The sequence below is a fragment of the Paraburkholderia madseniana genome (genome assembly GCF_009690905.1).
Taxonomy (GTDB): Bacteria; Pseudomonadota; Gammaproteobacteria; order Burkholderiales; family Burkholderiaceae; genus Paraburkholderia; species Paraburkholderia madseniana.
In genome coordinates, this window is record NZ_VOSW01000024.1 from 59,908 (window position 1) to 78,247 (window position 18,340).

The 18,340-nt window shown below is 61.9% G+C and carries 19 protein-coding genes; 12 read left to right on the plus strand and 7 right to left on the minus strand.

Annotated features, from left to right (window positions below; genetic code table 11):
- Positions 1-17: 17 nt before the first annotated feature.
- Positions 18-1,655 carry an oleate hydratase gene (locus tag FSO04_RS14750; RefSeq protein ID WP_414693424.1) on the minus strand — a complete coding sequence of 546 codons (1,638 nt, stop codon included), beginning with the start codon at positions 1,653-1,655 and terminating at the stop codon, positions 18-20.
- Between the two features lie 320 nt (positions 1,656-1,975).
- Between FSO04_RS14750 and FSO04_RS14755 the strand changes: the two genes are divergently transcribed.
- A complete protein-coding gene (locus tag FSO04_RS14755) occupies positions 1,976-2,806 on the plus strand; it encodes a potassium channel family protein (RefSeq protein ID WP_154560390.1) in 831 nt (276 codons plus the stop codon).
- On the opposite strand, the gene FSO04_RS14760 is transcribed toward FSO04_RS14755, so the two are convergent.
- Positions 2,772-3,890 (minus strand): PAS domain-containing sensor histidine kinase, encoded by a 1,119-nt coding sequence (locus FSO04_RS14760; protein ID WP_233464859.1) that lies wholly within the window; start codon positions 3,888-3,890, stop codon positions 2,772-2,774. The genes FSO04_RS14755 and FSO04_RS14760 overlap by 35 nt on opposite strands.
- Positions 3,891-4,273: 383 nt before the next feature.
- On the opposite strand from FSO04_RS14760, the gene FSO04_RS14765 reads away from it, so the two are divergent.
- From FSO04_RS14765 to FSO04_RS14820, 11 genes are all read left to right on the plus strand, one after another.
- Positions 4,274-4,609: a hypothetical protein gene (locus FSO04_RS14765; RefSeq protein WP_325063523.1), complete on the plus strand. Its 336-nt coding sequence runs from the start codon at positions 4,274-4,276 to the stop codon at positions 4,607-4,609.
- A 62-nt stretch (positions 4,610-4,671) separates the two neighbouring features.
- Positions 4,672-5,130 carry a universal stress protein gene (locus tag FSO04_RS14770; protein ID WP_154560393.1) on the plus strand — a complete coding sequence of 153 codons (459 nt, stop codon included), beginning with the start codon at positions 4,672-4,674 and terminating at the stop codon, positions 5,128-5,130.
- Between the two features lie 171 nt (positions 5,131-5,301).
- Positions 5,302-6,048: a beta-ketoacyl-ACP reductase gene (locus FSO04_RS14775; RefSeq protein WP_154560394.1), complete on the plus strand. Its 747-nt coding sequence runs from the start codon at positions 5,302-5,304 to the stop codon at positions 6,046-6,048.
- A 280-nt stretch (positions 6,049-6,328) separates the two neighbouring features.
- The gene (locus FSO04_RS14780) at positions 6,329-7,369 is read left to right on the plus strand and encodes a zinc-dependent alcohol dehydrogenase family protein (RefSeq protein ID WP_154560395.1); all 1,041 of its coding nucleotides are present in this window, start codon (positions 6,329-6,331) and stop codon (positions 7,367-7,369) included.
- Between the two features lie 121 nt (positions 7,370-7,490).
- Positions 7,491-7,922, plus strand: coding sequence for an Hsp20/alpha crystallin family protein (locus tag FSO04_RS14785; RefSeq protein ID WP_154560396.1), 432 nt, complete (start codon positions 7,491-7,493; stop codon positions 7,920-7,922).
- 77 nt (positions 7,923-7,999) lie between these two features.
- Complete coding sequence (locus FSO04_RS14790) at positions 8,000-8,650, plus strand: BON domain-containing protein (protein WP_154560397.1); 651 nt, start codon at positions 8,000-8,002, stop codon at positions 8,648-8,650.
- A 74-nt stretch (positions 8,651-8,724) separates the two neighbouring features.
- Positions 8,725-8,991: a UDP-glucose 4-epimerase gene (locus FSO04_RS14795; protein ID WP_154560398.1), complete on the plus strand. Its 267-nt coding sequence runs from the start codon at positions 8,725-8,727 to the stop codon at positions 8,989-8,991.
- 629 nt (positions 8,992-9,620) lie between these two features.
- The gene (locus FSO04_RS14805; protein WP_154560399.1) at positions 9,621-10,310 is read left to right on the plus strand and encodes a CBS domain-containing protein; all 690 of its coding nucleotides are present in this window, start codon (positions 9,621-9,623) and stop codon (positions 10,308-10,310) included.
- Between the two features lie 44 nt (positions 10,311-10,354).
- Complete coding sequence (gene phaP, locus FSO04_RS14810; RefSeq protein ID WP_154560400.1) at positions 10,355-10,861, plus strand: TIGR01841 family phasin; 507 nt, start codon at positions 10,355-10,357, stop codon at positions 10,859-10,861.
- A gap of 250 nt (positions 10,862-11,111) precedes the next feature.
- Positions 11,112-11,699 (plus strand): LemA family protein, encoded by a 588-nt coding sequence (locus FSO04_RS14815; RefSeq protein ID WP_166618185.1) that lies wholly within the window; start codon positions 11,112-11,114, stop codon positions 11,697-11,699.
- A gap of 29 nt (positions 11,700-11,728) precedes the next feature.
- The gene (locus FSO04_RS14820) at positions 11,729-12,379 is read left to right on the plus strand and encodes a BON domain-containing protein (RefSeq protein ID WP_154560402.1); all 651 of its coding nucleotides are present in this window, start codon (positions 11,729-11,731) and stop codon (positions 12,377-12,379) included.
- 91 nt (positions 12,380-12,470) lie between these two features.
- Here FSO04_RS14820 and FSO04_RS14825 read toward each other — a convergent pair whose 3' ends face one another.
- From FSO04_RS14825 to FSO04_RS14845, 5 genes are all read right to left on the minus strand, one after another.
- Entirely contained in the window at positions 12,471-12,845 is a 375-nt protein-coding gene (locus FSO04_RS14825) for a lipocalin family protein (RefSeq protein WP_267905031.1), read from the minus strand.
- 213 nt (positions 12,846-13,058) lie between these two features.
- Complete coding sequence (gene fabI, locus FSO04_RS14830; RefSeq protein WP_199203032.1) at positions 13,059-13,820, minus strand: enoyl-ACP reductase FabI; 762 nt, start codon at positions 13,818-13,820, stop codon at positions 13,059-13,061.
- A gap of 23 nt (positions 13,821-13,843) precedes the next feature.
- A complete protein-coding gene (locus FSO04_RS14835) occupies positions 13,844-15,022 on the minus strand; it encodes an acetate/propionate family kinase (RefSeq protein ID WP_154560404.1) in 1,179 nt (392 codons plus the stop codon).
- A complete protein-coding gene (locus FSO04_RS14840; RefSeq protein WP_154560405.1) occupies positions 15,019-16,422 on the minus strand; it encodes a bifunctional enoyl-CoA hydratase/phosphate acetyltransferase in 1,404 nt (467 codons plus the stop codon). The genes FSO04_RS14835 and FSO04_RS14840 overlap by 4 nt, the downstream gene beginning before the upstream one ends.
- Before the next feature lie 10 nt (positions 16,423-16,432).
- Positions 16,433-18,223, minus strand: coding sequence for a PHA/PHB synthase family protein (locus tag FSO04_RS14845; RefSeq protein WP_154560406.1), 1,791 nt, complete (start codon positions 18,221-18,223; stop codon positions 16,433-16,435).
- Positions 18,224-18,340: the final 117 nt, after the last annotated feature.

Consider the following 18,340-nt stretch of genomic DNA (forward strand, 5'->3'; position numbering starts at 1 on the left):
ACGCTGCATGGCACGGACTAACGGTCCCGTAGCGTCGAAAATGCCTTGTAGACGACCCGGGGATCATGCTGGCCCTTGTAGACTTTGGGCGCGGCAAGATCGAGTCCGAGCAGCGCATACACCGCGTTCTGCGCCGAGCGCACCGAGTATTCGACGGTGAACACGACGTCGTCGGGCAGTTCGCAGAATTGCCCGGTGAAGGCGAGGTTTTGCCAGCCTTCGGGCACCACGGCAGGCCGGTCGCCACGGCTGCGCGGCAGGAACTGGCTCGTGATGAATGGCATCAGGCAGGGGATGCAGTTGGCGTGTTCGAGAATTCGGGCAGACTCCGCCTCCACCCGCAAATGGCCAAGCATCTCCGTCAGGATTTCGCGGCCGGTGCAGGCCTGCATTGGCTTGCCGACAAAATCGCCGGGCTCGTCGACCCGCAAGCCGTAGCCCCACAACACCTGCACGTCCGCGGGTTGGTCGATGAAATGCGGCTGATGCGGCACCACGATCGACGCCAGCCAACTCGACTCGGCAAAGGTAATCAGCCCACCTTCACCCGGCACATTGCCGGTCAGGTCGCGGATCAGCCGGAATAACGTCGGGTCGCGCAAGGTCACGGTGAACGACAACCACTTCGAGGCGTCGACGTGATCCGCGAAGACGGACGGGTGGCCGAACTCGGGACGGCCCGCGGCGATGGTTTTCCAGAGGCGCCAGGCGCCGGTGTCGTCGGTGCTGTTCAAGGCCGCGGGGTGGTCCATGGCGCCCAGGCTGGAAGCGGCTGTCATGGAGCCGAGCGTGACGATGACCTTGTCTGCCGGCCCTACCGGCAGTTCAATACGCCGATGCGCGGTTTCGCAGACAATGCCGCGCACGCGCTTTTCTGCACCGGTTTCGTCGAACAGCAGATTCGTGACCCGGGTGTCCGGCCGGAACGCAACGCCGTGGTCGTCCAGCCAGCGGCGCAATGGCCGGATCATCGAGTCGTACTGGTTGTAGACCGTACGCATGATGCCGTGCAACTGGTTAAACCCGGCCGACATATGCGCGAAGCGCAGCAGATAGCGCCGAAGTTCGACCGCGCTATGCCACGGCTGAAAGGCGAAGGTCGTGCACCACATCAACCAGAAATTGGTCTCGAAGAAGGACGAATCGAAGTGGTCCGAAATCCGGCTATTTCCGAGCATCACTTCGGGTTCGATCGACAGGCGGCCCAGCGTCAGTAGATGTTTTTCGTCGAGCCCATATTCGGGCGTGTCTTCGCGTTTGCCGTTTCTGACAAGCCGCGACTTCGATGAGGTTCTGATGGTCTCGTTCCAGTCGAAGATCTCCTGCGTCACGCTCTTGCTGTTATCCAGCGTAGGGATCGACGAGAACAGGTCATAGGTGCACAGATACTTGCTTTCGAGCATGCGGCCGCCGCGCACGACATAGCCGCCTTCCGCGGTGCCGGCGCCGTCCAGGCTGCCGCCGGGCTTGTCGAGCGCTTCCAGAACGGTGATGTCGCAGCCGCGCACATGCCCGTCGCGGATCAGGAACGCCGCTGCTGCTAACGAAGCGATGCCGCCGCCGATGAGATAGAACTTGCCGCCCTCTTGCGGGTGGCCGTCGAGGTCGGCGTCGGCGCGCAGAGTGGGTGCGTGAATCGGGTCAGAGTTTTGCACGTCGATTTCCTTTTCATGTTCGCCGCTATCCAAATGCAGTCGGACCGCCCTGAGGCGTAGGGTGGACGATGCTCCAACATACCCGTCGTGTCGGCGTTCCGATTGAGTTGGATCAAGTAGCGATCGCGGCGGCGCTTTTTTATCAAGGCGGAAGCTGGGGCCCCTCGTTCGTTGCGGACGCTCATGCAGCGCAGGTCCGGCGCATTTCGCTGTTTTGTGATCCTTATCAAGAACACCTGATAGCCCGTCCATATGCTGGTCCAGCACAGGGCGTCGTCCGCGTGGTCAATCAGCGTCCTAACCTCGAATTCGGTGGCGAAATGAACGAGCGTTTTCGCATTGCGGGCCTCGGCGGTGTCGATCCCCATGACAGCGCGCGGGCGGTGCGTGCATGGCGCTGGCTACAGTGGGTTCTGTTGGGATTCAGCCTGCTCGCCATTCCCGCTTTCTACTTCGAACTGGCCGTCGATTTGCCGATGCTGCATCCGGCGGGCAGGGCGCTCTACGCCTGTATGGCGGCCGGGTTCGCCGTTTCGCTCGCCTGGATGGCCCATCTGAGCCGCCATCCCAGGCGGTTTCTCATGCGAAACCGTTACGACCTGTTGATCACAATGGGCGCGGCGGCTAGCGTCGCGTGGGGCGTGTCCACGTGGTCGTCGCTCGAATGGGTGCTGCGCATTCTGTTCGTGGGACTGGTGGCGGCGCGCATCGCCATGTCGGTGCGGGCGTTTTTCTCGCCCAATCGCTTACTTTTGCTGTTGGCAATTGCTGCGGTCCTTCTGGCGTCTGCGGGCGCGGGCTTTTACTGGCTCGAGCCGAGCGTTCACAGCTATGCCGAGGGCGTCTGGCTGGCATTCGAAAGTAGCGCGACGGTCGGCTTCGGCGACATGGCGCCGACCACGCCGGCGTCGCGGGTTTTCGCGGCCTTCGTGGTGTTGCTTGGCTACGGTCTGCTGTCGCTGGTGTTCGCGAGCATTGCGGCGATCTTCGTCGAACAGGAAGAGCGCCTGCTGCGCCGTGAAATGCATCGCGACATCAAGACCTTGCAGGCGGAAATCGCGGCGCTGCGAAGGGAGGTGGGCCGCATCGGCACCCAGTCGCACGTCGACGATGGGGCTATCGGACGTGACTGTCCGCCTGAATCGCGCTAAGGGGCAGATGAACGGCAATCGCGAAGCCGGCGCCGGGTGTGCTAGCTATCTGGACGAAGCCACCCAGCTGGCGCGCTCGCTCGCGCATGCCGAGCAAACCGAATGCGCGCGGCCTGCGCTTATAGTCGAGCTCCGTGCCACGCCCGTCGTCTTCAATACGTACGGTGCAGGTGTCGGCGCTCGTCGATATCGCAATCAGCACGTGACGTGCCTCGGCATGCTTCGCGACATTGGTCAGCGCTTCCTGGACGATACGGTAAATCGTGGTAGAAGCGGACGGCGTAAAGCTTGTCTCGTCGAGGCTGGCTTCGACGACGGTCTCGAAGTCGTAGCGATGTGTGAAGTCGTCGACAAGCCACTCGAGCGCGGCGGCCAGGCCGAGGTCGTCCAGCATGGGTGGTCGCAGGTCGGACGCGAGGCGCCGCAGCGATGCCATCATGACGTCGATCTGCCGTTGCAGTCCGGTCGTTGCGGCTAGCGCGGCAGGGCGGGCGTTGCTCGCCGCCAGTTGCACCTCCAGTGCGGCGATGCCCATTTTGAGCGCAGTCAGTTGCTGACCAAGATCGTCGTGCAATTCGCGAGCGATGCGCTTCTGTTCGTCCTCGCGCGCACTCTGGATCTGCGCCGCCAATTCGCTGCTGTGCTCGAGTTCGGCCAGCCGCATGCGTTCGGTCATATCGCGCGTGACCTTGGCGAAGCCGAGCAGCGCGCCGGACGGATCGTGCACCGCGGTGATCGTGACATCCGCCCAGAAGCGCGAACCGTCCCGGCGCACGCGCCAGCCCTGGTCCTCCGCCCGGCCACGGGCGGCGGCAATGGCAAGTTCACGCGTGGGCTTGTCCGAGGCGACGTCTTCAGGTGTATAGAAAACAGAAAAATGACGGCCGATGATTTCGTCGGTGGAATAGCCCTTGATTTTGCGGGCGCCGCTGTTCCAGCTCGCCACGCGGCCGTCTGGATCCAGCATGAAAATCGCATAATCCTGCACCGCATCGATCAGCAACTGATAGCGGTCCTCCAGCGGGACGTCGGAGTCGTTTGCCGAGCCAGTCTTGCGCTTTGCATCGTTCCAGTTGAAATCCACCGTTATCTCCCGTCCCACGTTGCACGCCTCCCGCATGCGGTTTTCAGAACGGCATATGACGGTAGGTGACGCCGTTTGCCGAAAGCTTAGCATCCGCGCACAGGGCGCGTTCTGGAATGTGGTCGGCAGCGGCCAATGCAGGGTTCAATTCGTCGCCACGCCACGCCACGCCACGCCACGCCGCTCCAATCAGTCAGGCGAGTGTGGGCAACCGCCCGCCTGATGTCTTGACACAAGTCAAGTGGCCTGGGCCATTCGCGCCGATCATTCAATCATCCCGCGGCCGTATCTTGCCGGACTAGCGACGCGACTGCGGCGGGCAAATTCGTGACGGAGCCCGCGCGAAGCCCTGCAAGCCTGGGAGAAGGGGCATGGGAGTCGGTATGCAAATCGTCTATCTCGGCTTTGCCGGGACGTCGCAAATCGAAGCGGAGGCGGCTTCGCAACTGGTGCGCCTGGAGCGTTTCAGCAGGTCCATTTCGGGCTGCCATCTGGCGATCGAATCCATTCGTGTCGCGTCCGGGCGCTCCGGGGCCGACGTGCTGGCTGGCGACAGGCGCAGTCCGGTGTTCGACGCCCGGCTCGATCTGATCATGCGCAATGGCGAGCTCGTCCCGATCGGACATTGTCTGGACACCAATGCCACGGCTGCGATACAGGCGGCGTTCGATTCCGCTGAGCAGCAACTCGAACGGAATCCGGCGCGCACGCGCTCCTGATCGTCCCGAGTCCGCTCCTGGGCCGCTCCGGTTCTTTTGCAAAGTGCTACGAGGAGAAAATCATGTACGCAAACATTCTGGTGGCCGTGGACGGCAGTGAAGCGTCGAAACGGGCGCTCAACGAAGCGATTCGCATGGCCAAGCTGGCGCGCGCCAGACTGACGGCGGTGTATGTCATCGATCAGTCGGGTGCGTTCACCTACGCTGGCGCGTGCGATCCCCATCTGCTGACCGACGCCGAACGCCAGGTCGGACACAGCCTGCTGGACGACGCACTCGTGAAAATGCAAGCACTCGGCGTGGCAGGCGATTCCGAGATTCTCGAGACCCAAGGCATCGCCGAGGACATCGCGAGCTGTATCGCGCGCTGTGTCGAGCGGCGTAGCGTGGATCTTGTGGTGATGGGTACGCATGGACGGCGCGGCATGCGGCGCATGGTGCTCGGCAGCGTCGCCGAGCGCTTCGTGCGCCATTCGCCGTGCCCTGTGTTGCTGGTTCGGGAGACCGAAGCCGACGCCTGAACACAGATCAACTGGGGCAGGGCACGCTCACGATAAGTATGGCCAGGTGCGCACTTGATACAGGTCAACGGGCTTTCGCCGGGACCCCCTACATTGAACGCACTGCTGCCTCGCGATCAATGGCAGCGCCACCCGCTGCGGCACAGAGCCGTTCCCCTCAAGGAGATCAGCATGTCAGTTAAGCGCGTAGCATTCATCACCGGCGGCATGGGCGGACTCGGCGCCGCCATTAGCCGGCGTCTCCATGATGCCGGCATGGTGGTCGCGATGTCGCACTCGGAACGTAACGATCACGTCGCCACCTGGCTCATGCGCGAACGCGACGCCGGCCGCCACTTTCATGCCTACGAAGCCGACGTGACCAGTTTCGACTCGTGCGCACATTGCGCCGAGCGCGTCCTGAATGAATTTGGTTCGGTCGACATTCTCGTCAACAATGCCGGCATCACGCGCGATTCGACTTTTGCCAAAATGAACAAGGACGACTGGGATGTGGTGCTGCGCACCGATCTCGACGCGCTGTTCAATATGACCAAGCCCTTGCTCGGCGGAATGATTGCGCAAGGCTTCGGACGCGTCGTCAATATTGGCTCGGTGAACGGCGAGCGCGGCGCCTTCGGTCAGACCAACTACGCGGCGGCCAAGGCCGGGATTCACGGCTTCACCATGTCGCTGGCGCTGGAAGTCGCGAAACACGGCGTGACGGTCAATACCGTATCGCCAGGCTACCTCGAGACCGCGATGACCGCAGCCGTGCCGAAGGACGTGATGGAAACGAGAATCCTGCCGCAGATTCCGGTGGGCCGGCTCGGTCAGCCTGATGAAGTCGCGGCTCTGATCGCATTTCTGTGTTCCGACGACACGGGCTTCGTCACAGGCGCGAACTTCGCGATCAATGGCGGCATGCATATGGGTTGAAGGATGACGCGTCAGGCTCGCTGCGCGCGATGTTCGCGTTGTCTGGCATGCCGCGGCCGGAGAGGCGGCGAAGAGAAATGATCGGCCATGATCGGCTCCGCAAAGCAATAAGGTCTCGTCCGGCATAGGCGCGTACGGTTGGCGGAAATTGGCCGAGGTCATTCATTCCGCTGCATGGTCGCCGATATGTATCGCTTGATTCATGTCAATCGGCGCTGCGTGAGCCAGCATAAAGTCGGTCGTATAGCAGGCTCGTTTCGATCAACGGAGGCAATCCCCTATGAAAGCGCTCGTGTATCACGGTCCGGGCAAGAAATCGCTCGACGAACGGCCCATTCCCAAGCTCGCCGCACCCAGCGACGCGATCGTCAAGATGACGCGCACTACGATTTGCGGCACCGATCTGCATATTCTGAAGGGCGATGTGCCGACCTGTGAGCCGGGACGCATTCTCGGCCACGAGGGGGTAGGCATCGTGCAGGAGGTCGGCGCGGCGGTGTCGCTGTTCAAACCAGGCGACAGGGTACTGATTTCATGCATTTCGTCGTGCGGCAAATGCGACTACTGCCGGCGCGGCATCTATTCGCATTGCACCACCGGTGGCTGGATTCTTGGCAACAAGATCGACGGCACCCAGGCTGAGTACGTGCGCATTCCCCACGCCGAGACGAGTCTGTATCCGGTTCCGGCCGGTGCCGATGAAGAAGCGCTCGTGATGCTCTCGGACATCCTGCCGACCGGCTTCGAATGCGGCGTGCTGAACGGCAAGGTGCAGCCGGGTAGCACGGTGGCGATTGTCGGGGCCGGCCCGATCGGTCTCGCCGCACTGTTAACCGCGCAGTTCTATTCGCCGGCGCAGATCGTGATGATCGACCTCGATCCGAACCGTCTTGAAGTTGCGAAGCGCTTCGGCGCCACCGCGTGCATCGATAACGGCCACGCCGATCCGATTGCCGCTGTAATGAAGCTGACGGAGCAGGCGGGCGTTGATTGCGCGATCGAGGCGGTCGGCATACCGGCTACGTTCGAGTTGTGCGAGGCGCTCATTGCGCCCGGCGGCGTGATCGCGAATGTGGGCGTGCACGGCGTGAAAGCCGATCTGCACCTCGAAAAACTGTGGGATCGCAACATCGCGATCACGACGCGTCTCGTCGATACCGTGAGCACGCCGATGCTACTCAAAACCGTTCGCTCGGGCCGCATCGACCCCGCGCGGTTGATCACGCACCGCTTCCAGCTCGAGGATGTCGCAGGGGCTTACGACACCTTCGGCCGAGCGGCCGAGACGCATGCGCTGAAAGTCATCATCGAGGTGTCCTAGCCGTCGAGACGACTTGACCCACGAGCCGTCAGGAAAGCCGGCCCGCCGGCGATCCGCACGGCCGCGCCATTCAACCGATCCGGTGTCCATGATGTCCATGGATGTTTTGAGGAGTGACACGATGAGCAACTTGACTCGTTTTGACCCGTTTCCGCTCGAACCCATGTCGGAGCTGTTCCAGGGCTTATTTCGTCCGCTGCACGGCGGCGCGGGTGGCAACGCGCCGCTGGCCGATATCAAGGTCGATGTGACGGAAAGCGACACGGAGTACACGGTGAAAGCCGAACTGCCAGGTGTCGAGAAGGACGATATTGACGTGAAAATCGATGGCAACCTCCTATCGATCAGCGCCAAGGTCCAGCGTAAGCAGGAACTGAAAGACGGCGAACGGGTGATTCGGCGTGAGCGTTATTCGGGCGCTGTCAGCCGGTCGTTTTCGCTCGTGAGCGAGATCAACGAAGCCACTGCGGCCGCGCAATACAAGGACGGTGTGCTCTCGTTGACGCTGCCCAAGAAGGCGGCGTCCGAGCGCAAACGCCTGCCGATCAATTGATCGGCGCCGCGCCGGGCGCACGGCTGCACGTCCCGGCGCGGCTGCAATCCCTTGCATGCCACATCAAGGAGCAAGCAATGAAGTCGGACATGGAATTGAAGCGGCAGGTCGAAGACGAACTGGCGTGGGATCCGGCCGTCGAAATCACGGACATCGGCGTCGAAGTGCGCGACCGCGTCGTCACCCTGTCCGGGCATCCGGCCAGCTACGCCGAGAAACTGGCTGCGGAGAAAGCGGCGCAGCGCGTGGCGGGCGTCAAGGCCGTCGTGGTGGAAATGGATATCCGCCTGCTGCATACGGACGTGAGAACCGATGAAGACATCGCCAACGCCGTTCGTACGATCCTGCGCTGGACCGTCGGATTGAGTGAAGATGCCGTCAAGGTGCAGGTCGAAAAAGGCCGGGTGACGTTGAGCGGGGAGGTGGATTGTGCTTATCAGAGCCATGTCGCCACGCGGACCGTATCGCACATGCGCGGTGTGACGGGCGTCTCGAACATGATCCGTATCGGCGGGGACGCTGCCGCGCAGGATATCGGTGAGCAGATCAGCCAGGCGCTGCAACGCCACGCCGATCGTGAAGCGAAGCACATCGCGATCAAGGTGCATGAGGGCACCGTTACCCTCACGGGCAAGGTCGATTCCGCGGCCGAACGATCGGCCGCGCGCGGAGCGGCATGGTCGGCACCGGGTGTGCACGCGGTCGTCGACAACCTGACGGTCGGCTAACTGACGGCGAGAGGCCCGGATCGCCTGCTTCGAGGCGGTTCGGCCTCGCGCGGTCGAAGGACCTGGAGCGACTCATGACAATTTCGGGTAACGTCTGCGAGAACGACTGGTCGGTGTCGGTCGTGACGCATCAGGTATCGGGCGGCTTCGACTGCTCGATTCAGCTCAGCCACAACACGCCGGAGGGCGTTTTCACACACGCGTTCACCCACAGCAGCATTTATTCGAACGAGCGTGAGGCGGTGCTGGCCGGTTTGCGGGAAGGGATAGTCTGGGTGCAGCTCAAGATGTCGAAGACCTTGTCGGTTCAGCCTCGCGAATCTTCTGTTGAGCCGGAGTGAGGTCTGTCACACCCTCCTTATCTATCACTTCGCGCGTCTGTCAACGTCGCAGCCGAACACGACAGCCGGACATGTGGACGGCGAGGTGCATGAAGCTCGCGTGCAGGAAGCCGTAGGTCAACAACTGCCAGATGTGAAATGCCGGGACGCCGTGTCAGGACGGTTGAAAACGCGTCGAGCGGCACGTGTACATGAAGCGTTTGCTCGATCCGGCTGAAGATCTCTGCGCGCGCAAGACTATCGAAGCTCCGATCCCGCTCGAACTTCGAGTCGGGATTCACGGCACTCGAGCGGCCCGCGTCCATGTGAGTTTCAGCATAGACCGCTGTAATCACGCAGAGACGAATAATTGATTGATTTCCATCGCGGTCGAGAAGACAAACAGTATGCGGACTAGTCGACAGCAGACGGCCGGCGTCGGGTTGGTTTGAGTCAAGCCGCAGGGCGCTGTCGCAGCGGACGGATCGACAGGTGCACGCAACGGCCTTCGAGATGATCCATGTCAAACGAGAGGATGCCGTGCCGGCCTAATCTCAAACCACACGAGGGCGTACCGGCGTCCGGATACTGACGATCGAGACGGGCCGGTCCCACGAATTGAAGGACCCTAACTGTTCAGGAGGCTTACCATGCGCGCATCCGATGTCATGACCAGCAACGTCATAACGGTCACACCCGACATGACCGTGCGAGAGGTCGCCAGAATTTTTGTCGACAACGGCATCAGCGGCGCGCCGGTCCTGGATCCGGACGGCCATGTCGCCGGCATGATCAGCGAAGGCGATCTGCTTCGCCGCAGCGAAATCGGCACCGAAGAGCGCACGCGGACTTCGTGGCTCGATCTCTGGTCCGCGAACCATGAAGCACGGGATTACATCAAGACCCATGCGGTGAAAGTGCGCGACGTGATGACCTCCGGCGTGGTAAGCGTTCAGCCCGAAACGCCGCTCGGCGAAGTGGCCGGCCTTCTCGAGACGCGGCACATCAAACGCGTGCCCGTGATGCAAGCAGGGCAGCTCGTGGGTATTGTGAGCCGCGCCAATCTCGTGCAGGCGCTGGCAAGCGTACCGGACGAGCCGTCAACGGATGTGACGCTCTCGGACGGCGAGATCCGCGCCATGTTGATGGGTGAACTGGCGGGCCGTAAGTGGAGCTTCGCCGGACGCAATATCGTCGTCACGGACGGAGTCGTGCATCTGTGGGGCATCTTCCATTCGATGGAAACCGTCGACGCGGTTCGTGTGGCGGCGCAAAACATACCCGGCGTCAAGCGCGTGGAGGATCACACCGAGCCTTATCCGGCGATGCCAGGCATTTAGCAGACAACGGCCTAAACGGTTCGGCATTCAGGATTGGAGGCGTAATGACTCAACTCATTCCCGAGCAATGGCTCAGCATGGAAAGCGGTGGCTTCGACAAACTGTTCGGCATCACTACCGGGTGCTGCGACGCGTTCGAGAGGCTGACCGCGTTGAATCTGCAGGCAATCCGGTTTGGACTCGCTGAAACCCAGGAAGCGATTGCCCGGACTTGCGTCGCGAACAATCTGCCGGAAATGCTTAGTTTGCCGATTTTGCTCGCTCCGGTGGGCTTCGCCCAGACACAGTCTTACTGTCGGCAGTTCTTCGAGATCATGTCCGGTCTTCAGCAGGATTCGGCACCGCAGCAGCCGGTTTGCGCAGCCCCGGAACCGCATTTTGCGGACAACCTGCTTGGCAGCCTTGCTACTCAGTCGCTGGTGCCTTGCGATGTGCCGGCAAAACCGGCGATGCCCGCGGCACTCGCCGCCGGGCATGCGGCAACAGCAACCACTGAACTCAAGAAGAGGCGGCCAGCCAGGAAGACGATACAGCCGATGCACACGGAATAGCAGTCTTTGGTTTCAACATTGCAAAGATAGACCCGGCTGCTATCGGGGGGCTCACAGCTTGATTTGTGTGCCCTTCGTTCCGGTTGCCATCGCCTCGATATGCTCGAGCGATCCGCTCACCGCGCGTTTTCCGGTGTGCGTGACGAAATCGCACGCCGCGTCGATATTGGATATCGCGTGCGCAAGGCAGACCGGCTGAGCCGACACGCATCAAGGTTGAGAGATGAGGAAAATTATCGCATGGGCGGTCATGTCGCTCGTCGCTGTCGCTTTGCTCGGTGGCTGCCTGCCTCGCTACGTGCCGGTGGACGATGCCGAGGTGAGTGCCGCGCTGAAGGAGGTCCTTCAACAGTACGATAAGCGTGCCGAACTCACCAGAGACCTGATCATGCTGGTGCAGTCCGCGCCGAATCGAAACGATGCGCTTGTCGCGGCAGTGATGGCCGCGCAAGCCGATCTGGACTGCATCCGGATAGCCCCGGGAGCGCTGGTGGAGCAGGTTGCTTTCGAGCGGTTTGAGATCGCACAGCGGCAATTGGGCGACGCGCTATCACGTCTTCTGGTCGAGTCCGGCAATGACAGGTACTTTCACAAAGACCCCCGGTTCAGGTCGCTGTCGAGGCAACTGGGCGGGGTTGACAGGCAGATCGCCGTCACACAGAAAGCGTACGATGAGGCAGTCGACCGCTATAACGCCAGCCTGAATGCCTTCCCGCATGGGGTCGAGGCACGCATCCTGGCGCTGCACGAGCGGCCTAAATTCAGCGCGGCCGCCGAGACGGCGACGCGGCCGCCGCGCACCGATTTCGGTACATTGCGTGGCTCGATGCGGGTGTGATGAAAACAGTTCCTTGGACGACAACTTCCATGAAGTCGGACAGTCAACTGAAGCAGGAAGTCGAGGACGAGCTAATGAGCAACGCGGCCGTCGACGCAAACGGGATAGGCGTTGCCGTGGTCAACGGCATCGTTACCCTCACCGGGCACGTTCCGGACTATGCGAAGAAAGTCGCTGCTGAAAAGTGCGCACTCAGAATCGCCGGTGTCGTCGCGGTGGTAGTCGGCATCGACGTGAAACTTCGCGAGTCTGAGCAACGCACTGACGAGGACGTTGCCTTGAGCGTGAGCGCCGTTCTCGAGTGGATCGCGGGCCTCGAAGAGCATGCGATCAGGATCAAGGTCGAGAAGGGGTGGGTGACATTGAGCGGCGAAGTCGAGGATGGATACCGCAGCCACATGGCCGAAAAAAATATCATTCACATGCGTGGCGTGACCGGCGTCACGAACAACATCAGGATTCGTGGCTCGGCATCCCCGCTCGACATCGAATACAACATCCGCAAAGCCATCCAGCGGCATACCGATCGTGAGTTGAGGCACGTGGGCGTCGAAGTCGACGACGGCAGGGTGATCCTCTCGGGCCGTCTCAGTTCGGCCATTGAGCGTTCCATTGTGTCAGGGGCTGCGCGTTCGACGCCTGGCGTGAAGGCTATTGTCGACCGTCTTGTGATCGGCTGACGCGGCGAGCCTCGCTTTTGCCGCGCTCGCTGCGGTCGTTGCCGGTTTCATGCGCGTTGCGTTCCGTCCTGACGAACCCTATCTCGCCCCCTCACTGGAAACCGGGTAGACCGATTTGTCCGGCGTTTTGCGGAACCCGGCGTACCCTGTCGATGTGGAAGCCCATGCCGGCAAGCCGGGCGACCATGTCTTTGTACACGGCCTCATCCATCGCCGGTGTGCGCGAAAGCACCCACACCATGTTGCCGTCGGCCATGCAGCGAATCGTGTAACGATACTCGGGGTCCACATACGCGGTGACGACCACCACTTCGAACGGCCAGATCAGTCCCACGCGCCATTTCGTGTTCCCCGTTCCGGACATCACCTTCGCCACGAATTGGCTTCCCGTGACCGGCTGATCGAAACCATAACGCCGGCCGAGATACTGCGCCGCGCAACGTCCATTCATCGTAGCTGCCGACATAGTCGTGCTCGCTCAGAAACGGCATTTCCGAGATCACGTACCACCGTCCCATGTACCGTTCCAGATCGATAGGCGGGCCCGGCTCGGGATCCTACCCCTCGCCATGATTCGAGAAGATTTGAATTCCGGCCGACTTGTGCAACTGCTCGCCTGAGGTGCCAGGTGATCTCCTCGATCCTGGGCGGGTGCAATGGCGAATTCGCCCATCCACGGTCACGCCATCACATGAAAGCCCGCATCTGCATAGATCGTCGAGCCCGTCAGGGTCATACCGGCCTCGCTCGCGAGGACGGCAGCGATTCGGCCGATTTCCTCAATCGTGACGAGATGCTGCGCGGGCGTGTGCGCACGAACGTCGTCAAGCAACGCATCGAAGTGGTCGATGCCCGTCGCGGCACGTGTCTTGACTGCACCGGCGGAGATGGCGTGAACATGGATACGGTGTGCCGCCAGATCGGCGGCGAGATAACGCACGCTCGACTCGAGCGCGGCCTTCACAGGACCCATGACGTTGTAGTGTTCGACCGCGCGCTCGGCGCCGTAAAAGCTTACCGTCATCAGGCTTCCGCCGTCGGTCATGAGTGGCAGAGCGAGTCTGGCCATGCGGATGAATGAGTGGCAAGAAACGTCCATCGCGAGCGCGAAGCCTTCGGCCGAACAGTCAGCCAGACTGGCATGCAGATCGCCAGCCGGCGCGAAGGCGATCGAATGGAGCACGAAGTCGAGCCGTCCCCAGTCTTTCGCGATCCGCTCGAATACCGCTTCCAGCTGACCGGGAGTGCGGACGTCACAGGGCAAAACGATGCGCGACCCGAGCGTCTGTGCAACCGGGCGGACAAACGGCTCGGCCTTGTCGTTCAGGTACGTGAGCGCCAGCTCTGCGCCGGCCGCGCGAAACACGGTGGCGCAGCCCGTGGCGATGCTGTGGTCGTTGGCAATGCCGACGACCAGTCCGCGTTTGCCGGCCAGATCGATGATCGGCTTCATGTTTTCGCAGCCTACTGATGGAGTACCGAAACCGCCTCGTTGGCGATGATCTGCTCTTCGTCGGTTGGCAGCACGAGCACGGCCACCCGGCTGCGGGCGCTGCTGATGAGACGTGCGTTGCCGTTGTTCGCCTCGCGATCGAGTTCGACACCTAACCACGCGAGCCGCTCGCAGACGGCGCGGCGTGTCTCTGGCTGGTGTTCGCCGATTCCCGCCGTGAACACCAAGCTATCCATGCCGCCGAGGCTGGTCGCGAGCCGGGCAGTCTCGCCCGCAATACGAAACGCGAACAGTGCCATTGCTTCGCGTGCCTCGGGCCGCTCACTGGCCTGCAGTTCACGGCTATCGGCGCTGATACCCGAGACGCCGAGCAAGCCGGACTTTTCGTACAGCATTTTTTCGACCTCCTTGATGTTGATACCCTGCTGTTCAACCAGGTGCAGCACGACACCGGCGTCGAGTGCGCCGCAGCGGGTGGCCATCGGAATGCCGTCGAGCGTCGAGAAGCCCATGCTCGTGTCGCAACTCTTGCCGGCTTCGAAGGCGCACAGGCTCGCACCGCTGCCCAGGTGCGCCGCAACGACCTTGCCGCGGGCGAGTTGCGGGAATTGATGAGCGAGCTGGCCGATCACGAACTGATAGGACAGGCCATGAAAACCATAGCGCTTGACACCCTTGTCGAAGAGTTCGCGCGGAATTGCAAATCGGCGCACGAGATCTGTCTGCGTGTGGTGAAACGCGGTGTCGAAGGATGCCGACTGAACGAGATGGGGCCGCAGATGCCGGATTGCTCGAATGAGACGGACACTCTGCGGTTGATGCAACGGCGCGAGCGGCACGAGCTCGGCGATGGCGGCGAGCGTGTCGCCGTCGATTGCAACCGGCCCAGCGAAGCGATCGCCCCCGTGCACGACGCGATGGCCGACCGAAATGAGATCGTCGAGCGGGAAGTGGGTGGCGAACCATCCCAGCGTCTCGTCGAGCACGTGGTGCAGATCCTCGGTGACAGCCGCTTTCAGGGGAATCTCGCTGGTCTTGCTGCCATTGGTGAGATGGAGTCGCAGCGGCTGATGCCGGAAATCGATCATGCCCTGACCGATTCTCGTGGCTTTACCGGCGGTGACGCTGAACAGCCCGATCTTGATCGTCGACGAGCCTGGGTTGAACGTAAGCAGCAGCGGGGTGCTCATGATCGGACAAGCCCTCGTGGGTGATGTGCCGCCACCAACTTGGCGAGGGCGGCAGAGGCCAGGCGCCCTCGCAGGGTGTCGGCACGGCTGGTCAGGATGATCGGAATACGCGCTCCAAGCACAATGCCAGCGCCGTCGGCGCCGGCGAAGTACATCAATTGCTTGGCCAGCATGTTGCCGGCTTCCAGATCGGGGACGAGCAGGATGTCAGCCTGACCGGCCACGGGCGAATTGATGCCCTTGACTTGTGCTGCGGCCAGACTGATCGCATTGTCGAAGGCGAGCGGCCCGTCGACCAGAGCGCCGGTGATTTGTCCGCGCCCGGCCATCACGGTGAGCGCGGCGGCGTCGAGCGTGGTCTGCATTCTGGGGTTGACTGTTTCCTCGGCGGCCAGCACGGCGACGCGCGGCACTTCAACGCCCAGCACATGCAAAAGATCGATCGCGTTCTGGCAGATATCGCGTTTCTGTTCCAGCGACGGTGCAATGTTGATAGCCGCATCGGTAACGATCAGTGGCTTCGAATACGCCGGCACGTCCATCGCATACGCATGGCTGATCCTTCGGCCGGTTCGCAGGTTCGACGATGATGCAACCACGGCGGAAAGCAGTTCGTCAGTGTGCAGGCTGCCTTTCATCAACGCGTTGACCTTGCCGGCGGCGCCCAGTTCGACCGCGCGAGCGGCAGCTGCATGGCTGTGCTCGACGGCTTCGATCGTTACACCTTCGAGGCTGACGTGTGCGGCTTCAGCGGCGGCGCGGATTCTGGCTTCCGGGCCGATCAGCAGCGGATCGAGCAAGCCTTCGTCACGTGCCTCGATGGCGGCCCTGATCGCATCCACCGAACACGGATGCACGATCGCCGTGCGTAGCGCGGGACTGGACCGGGCGTTGCGGAGGAATGCTTCGTACCGGTCGTGACGGCGCACCGAAATATCCGGACGGACCGTCCGCGGCCAGATGATCGGCGTATCGGGTGCGATCACGGTGGCGGTGCCGAGCAGCACCACCTGGCCCTTCTGGTTGGTGCAACGTGTATCGAGCAGGACGATGTGCTTCTCGACGCGTTTCTCCTTCACGGTAACCGTGATGGTGATGACATCGCCTGGCACGACCGGACGCTGGAACTGCAGATTCTGATCGAGGTAGATGGTGCCGGGACCTGGCAGTTTCGTCCCGAGCACGGCCGAAATGAGGCTGGCTGTCCACATTCCCTGCACGACCACGTGCCCGAACAGATCACCCGATGCGAAGACGGCGTCGGTGTGGGCCGGATTGACATCGCCGGACATGGCGGCAAACAGGTCGATGTCGTTCTGTTCGGCGAGCCTGACGAGCGAAGCGGCTTCGCCGATCTCAAGCTGATCGAAGGTTCGATTGCGCAACAGGATGTCGTCCATGTGAGTACTCTCAGTGCTGGAAGACGAAGGTGCCGGGCGCGTCGCCGAGTGTCTCCCCGTGTGCATCGGACGCAGCAACGGGTGGCGCGACGCGCTGCGGGCTTGAATGCGCCTTGAGCCAGTCGGTCCACGCGGGCCACCAGGAGCCTTGCTGCGATGCACTCGCAGCGAGCCATTCGTCGGGACTCACGCGCAGATCGTCCGCCGCGGTCCGATAGATCCGGAAATAGCGATGCGCGTGCCCAGGCTCGCTGACGATCCCGGCATTGTGGCCACCACTGGTGAGAACGAACGTGATCTCGGTATCCGACAGGTTGTGAATCTTGTAGACCGAATGCCACGGCGCAATATGGTCGCGCTCCGTCGATACTACGAACAGCGGCGCGCGAATGTTGCGGATCGAGACAGGACGGTTGTCGACCTGATACCGGCCGCACGCCAGATCGTTGTTCAGGAAGAGGCGGCGCAGGTACTCGGAATGCATCCGGTACGGCATGCGCGTGGTATCGGCGTTCCACGCCATCAGGTCGATCATCGGTGCGCGCTCGCCCAGCAAATAGTCATGGACGATACGCGACCAGATGAGGTCGTTCGACTGTAGTAGCTGGAATGCCCCCGACATCTGACCGGCGGCAAGATAGCCCTGTGACCACATCATGCTTTCGAGAAAATAAACCTCGCTGTCGTCGATGAAAAGCTGCAGCTCGCCTGGCTCGGTGAAGTCTGTTTGTGCGGCAAATAGCGTGACTGATGCCAGCCGGTCGTCGCCCGAACCTGCCATGGCTGCCGCAGCAATCGACAGCAAGGTGCCGCCGAGGCAATAGCCGGTCGCATGAATCTTGCTGTCCGGGACGATGCTCGAGACGGCGTCGAGCGCCTCAATCACGCCGAATTGCCGGTAATCCTCGAGGCTGAGTTCGCGGTCTTCGGCATCCACGTTGCGCCACGAGATGCAGAACACTGTGTGTCCCTGTTCGACCAGATAGCGAATCAGCGAATTGTGCGGCGAGAGATCCAGGATGTAGTACTTCATGATCCACGCCGGCACGATCAGGACCGGCTCGGCCAGCACCGTGCTGGTGGCTGGGCTGTATTGAATGAGTTCGATCAGGTGATTGCGAAACACGACCTTGCCTGGCGTGGCGGCGAGATTGACCCCGACCTTGAACTGATCAAGTCCTGCCGGCGGCTGGCCGCCGGCCTGCCGTGCCGCGTCTTCGAGCGCGTTGCGCACGCCGTCGATGAGGCTTACGCCGAGCGTCGAAGCGGCGTGCTGCGAGACCTCGGGATTGGTGAGCGGGAAATTCGTCGGCGCCATCATATCGAGCAACTGGCGGGCGCTGAACGACACCACGTCCTCATGATGGCGAGTTGTGCCCGGCACATCGCGAGTTGCGACATTCCACCATTGTTCGGTCAACAGAAAGGCCTGTTGCCAGAACCGGTAAGGTTCGGTTTGCCACGGTTCGGCGAGAAACCGGCTATCGCCTGCAGACGGTTCCGCCAATGGCTGGGCGTAGCAACCGAGCGCAGTCCGAATCATGTATTCAGTGATGCGCTGTGCGTTCTGGGCGCAGAGTGAGGTAAGTTCCAGTTGCTTGCCCGGCGCCGCCGCGAGATGAATGAGCCAGTCGGCAAGCGCTGCGCGTAGCGACGCGGGCGACAGGCCCCCGGTCATGCGCGCGATCATGGCTTCTTTCGCATGATCGAGCGCACGAAAGGATTCGGTGGCGGTGGATACCGCGGGTCTGTCCAGAAACGTGGGATTCTCAGCGGTGGCCGGCTTGGTGCGGGTGTCCATTTCAGGTTCCTCAGGGTCTACGGCGCTTGGCTTACGATGAAACGCCTGTGTCGACGCGGCCGCCTCGGGCGTAGAACGCACGTCCGGTGCGATAACTTCCACAGAGCGCTGACGGCG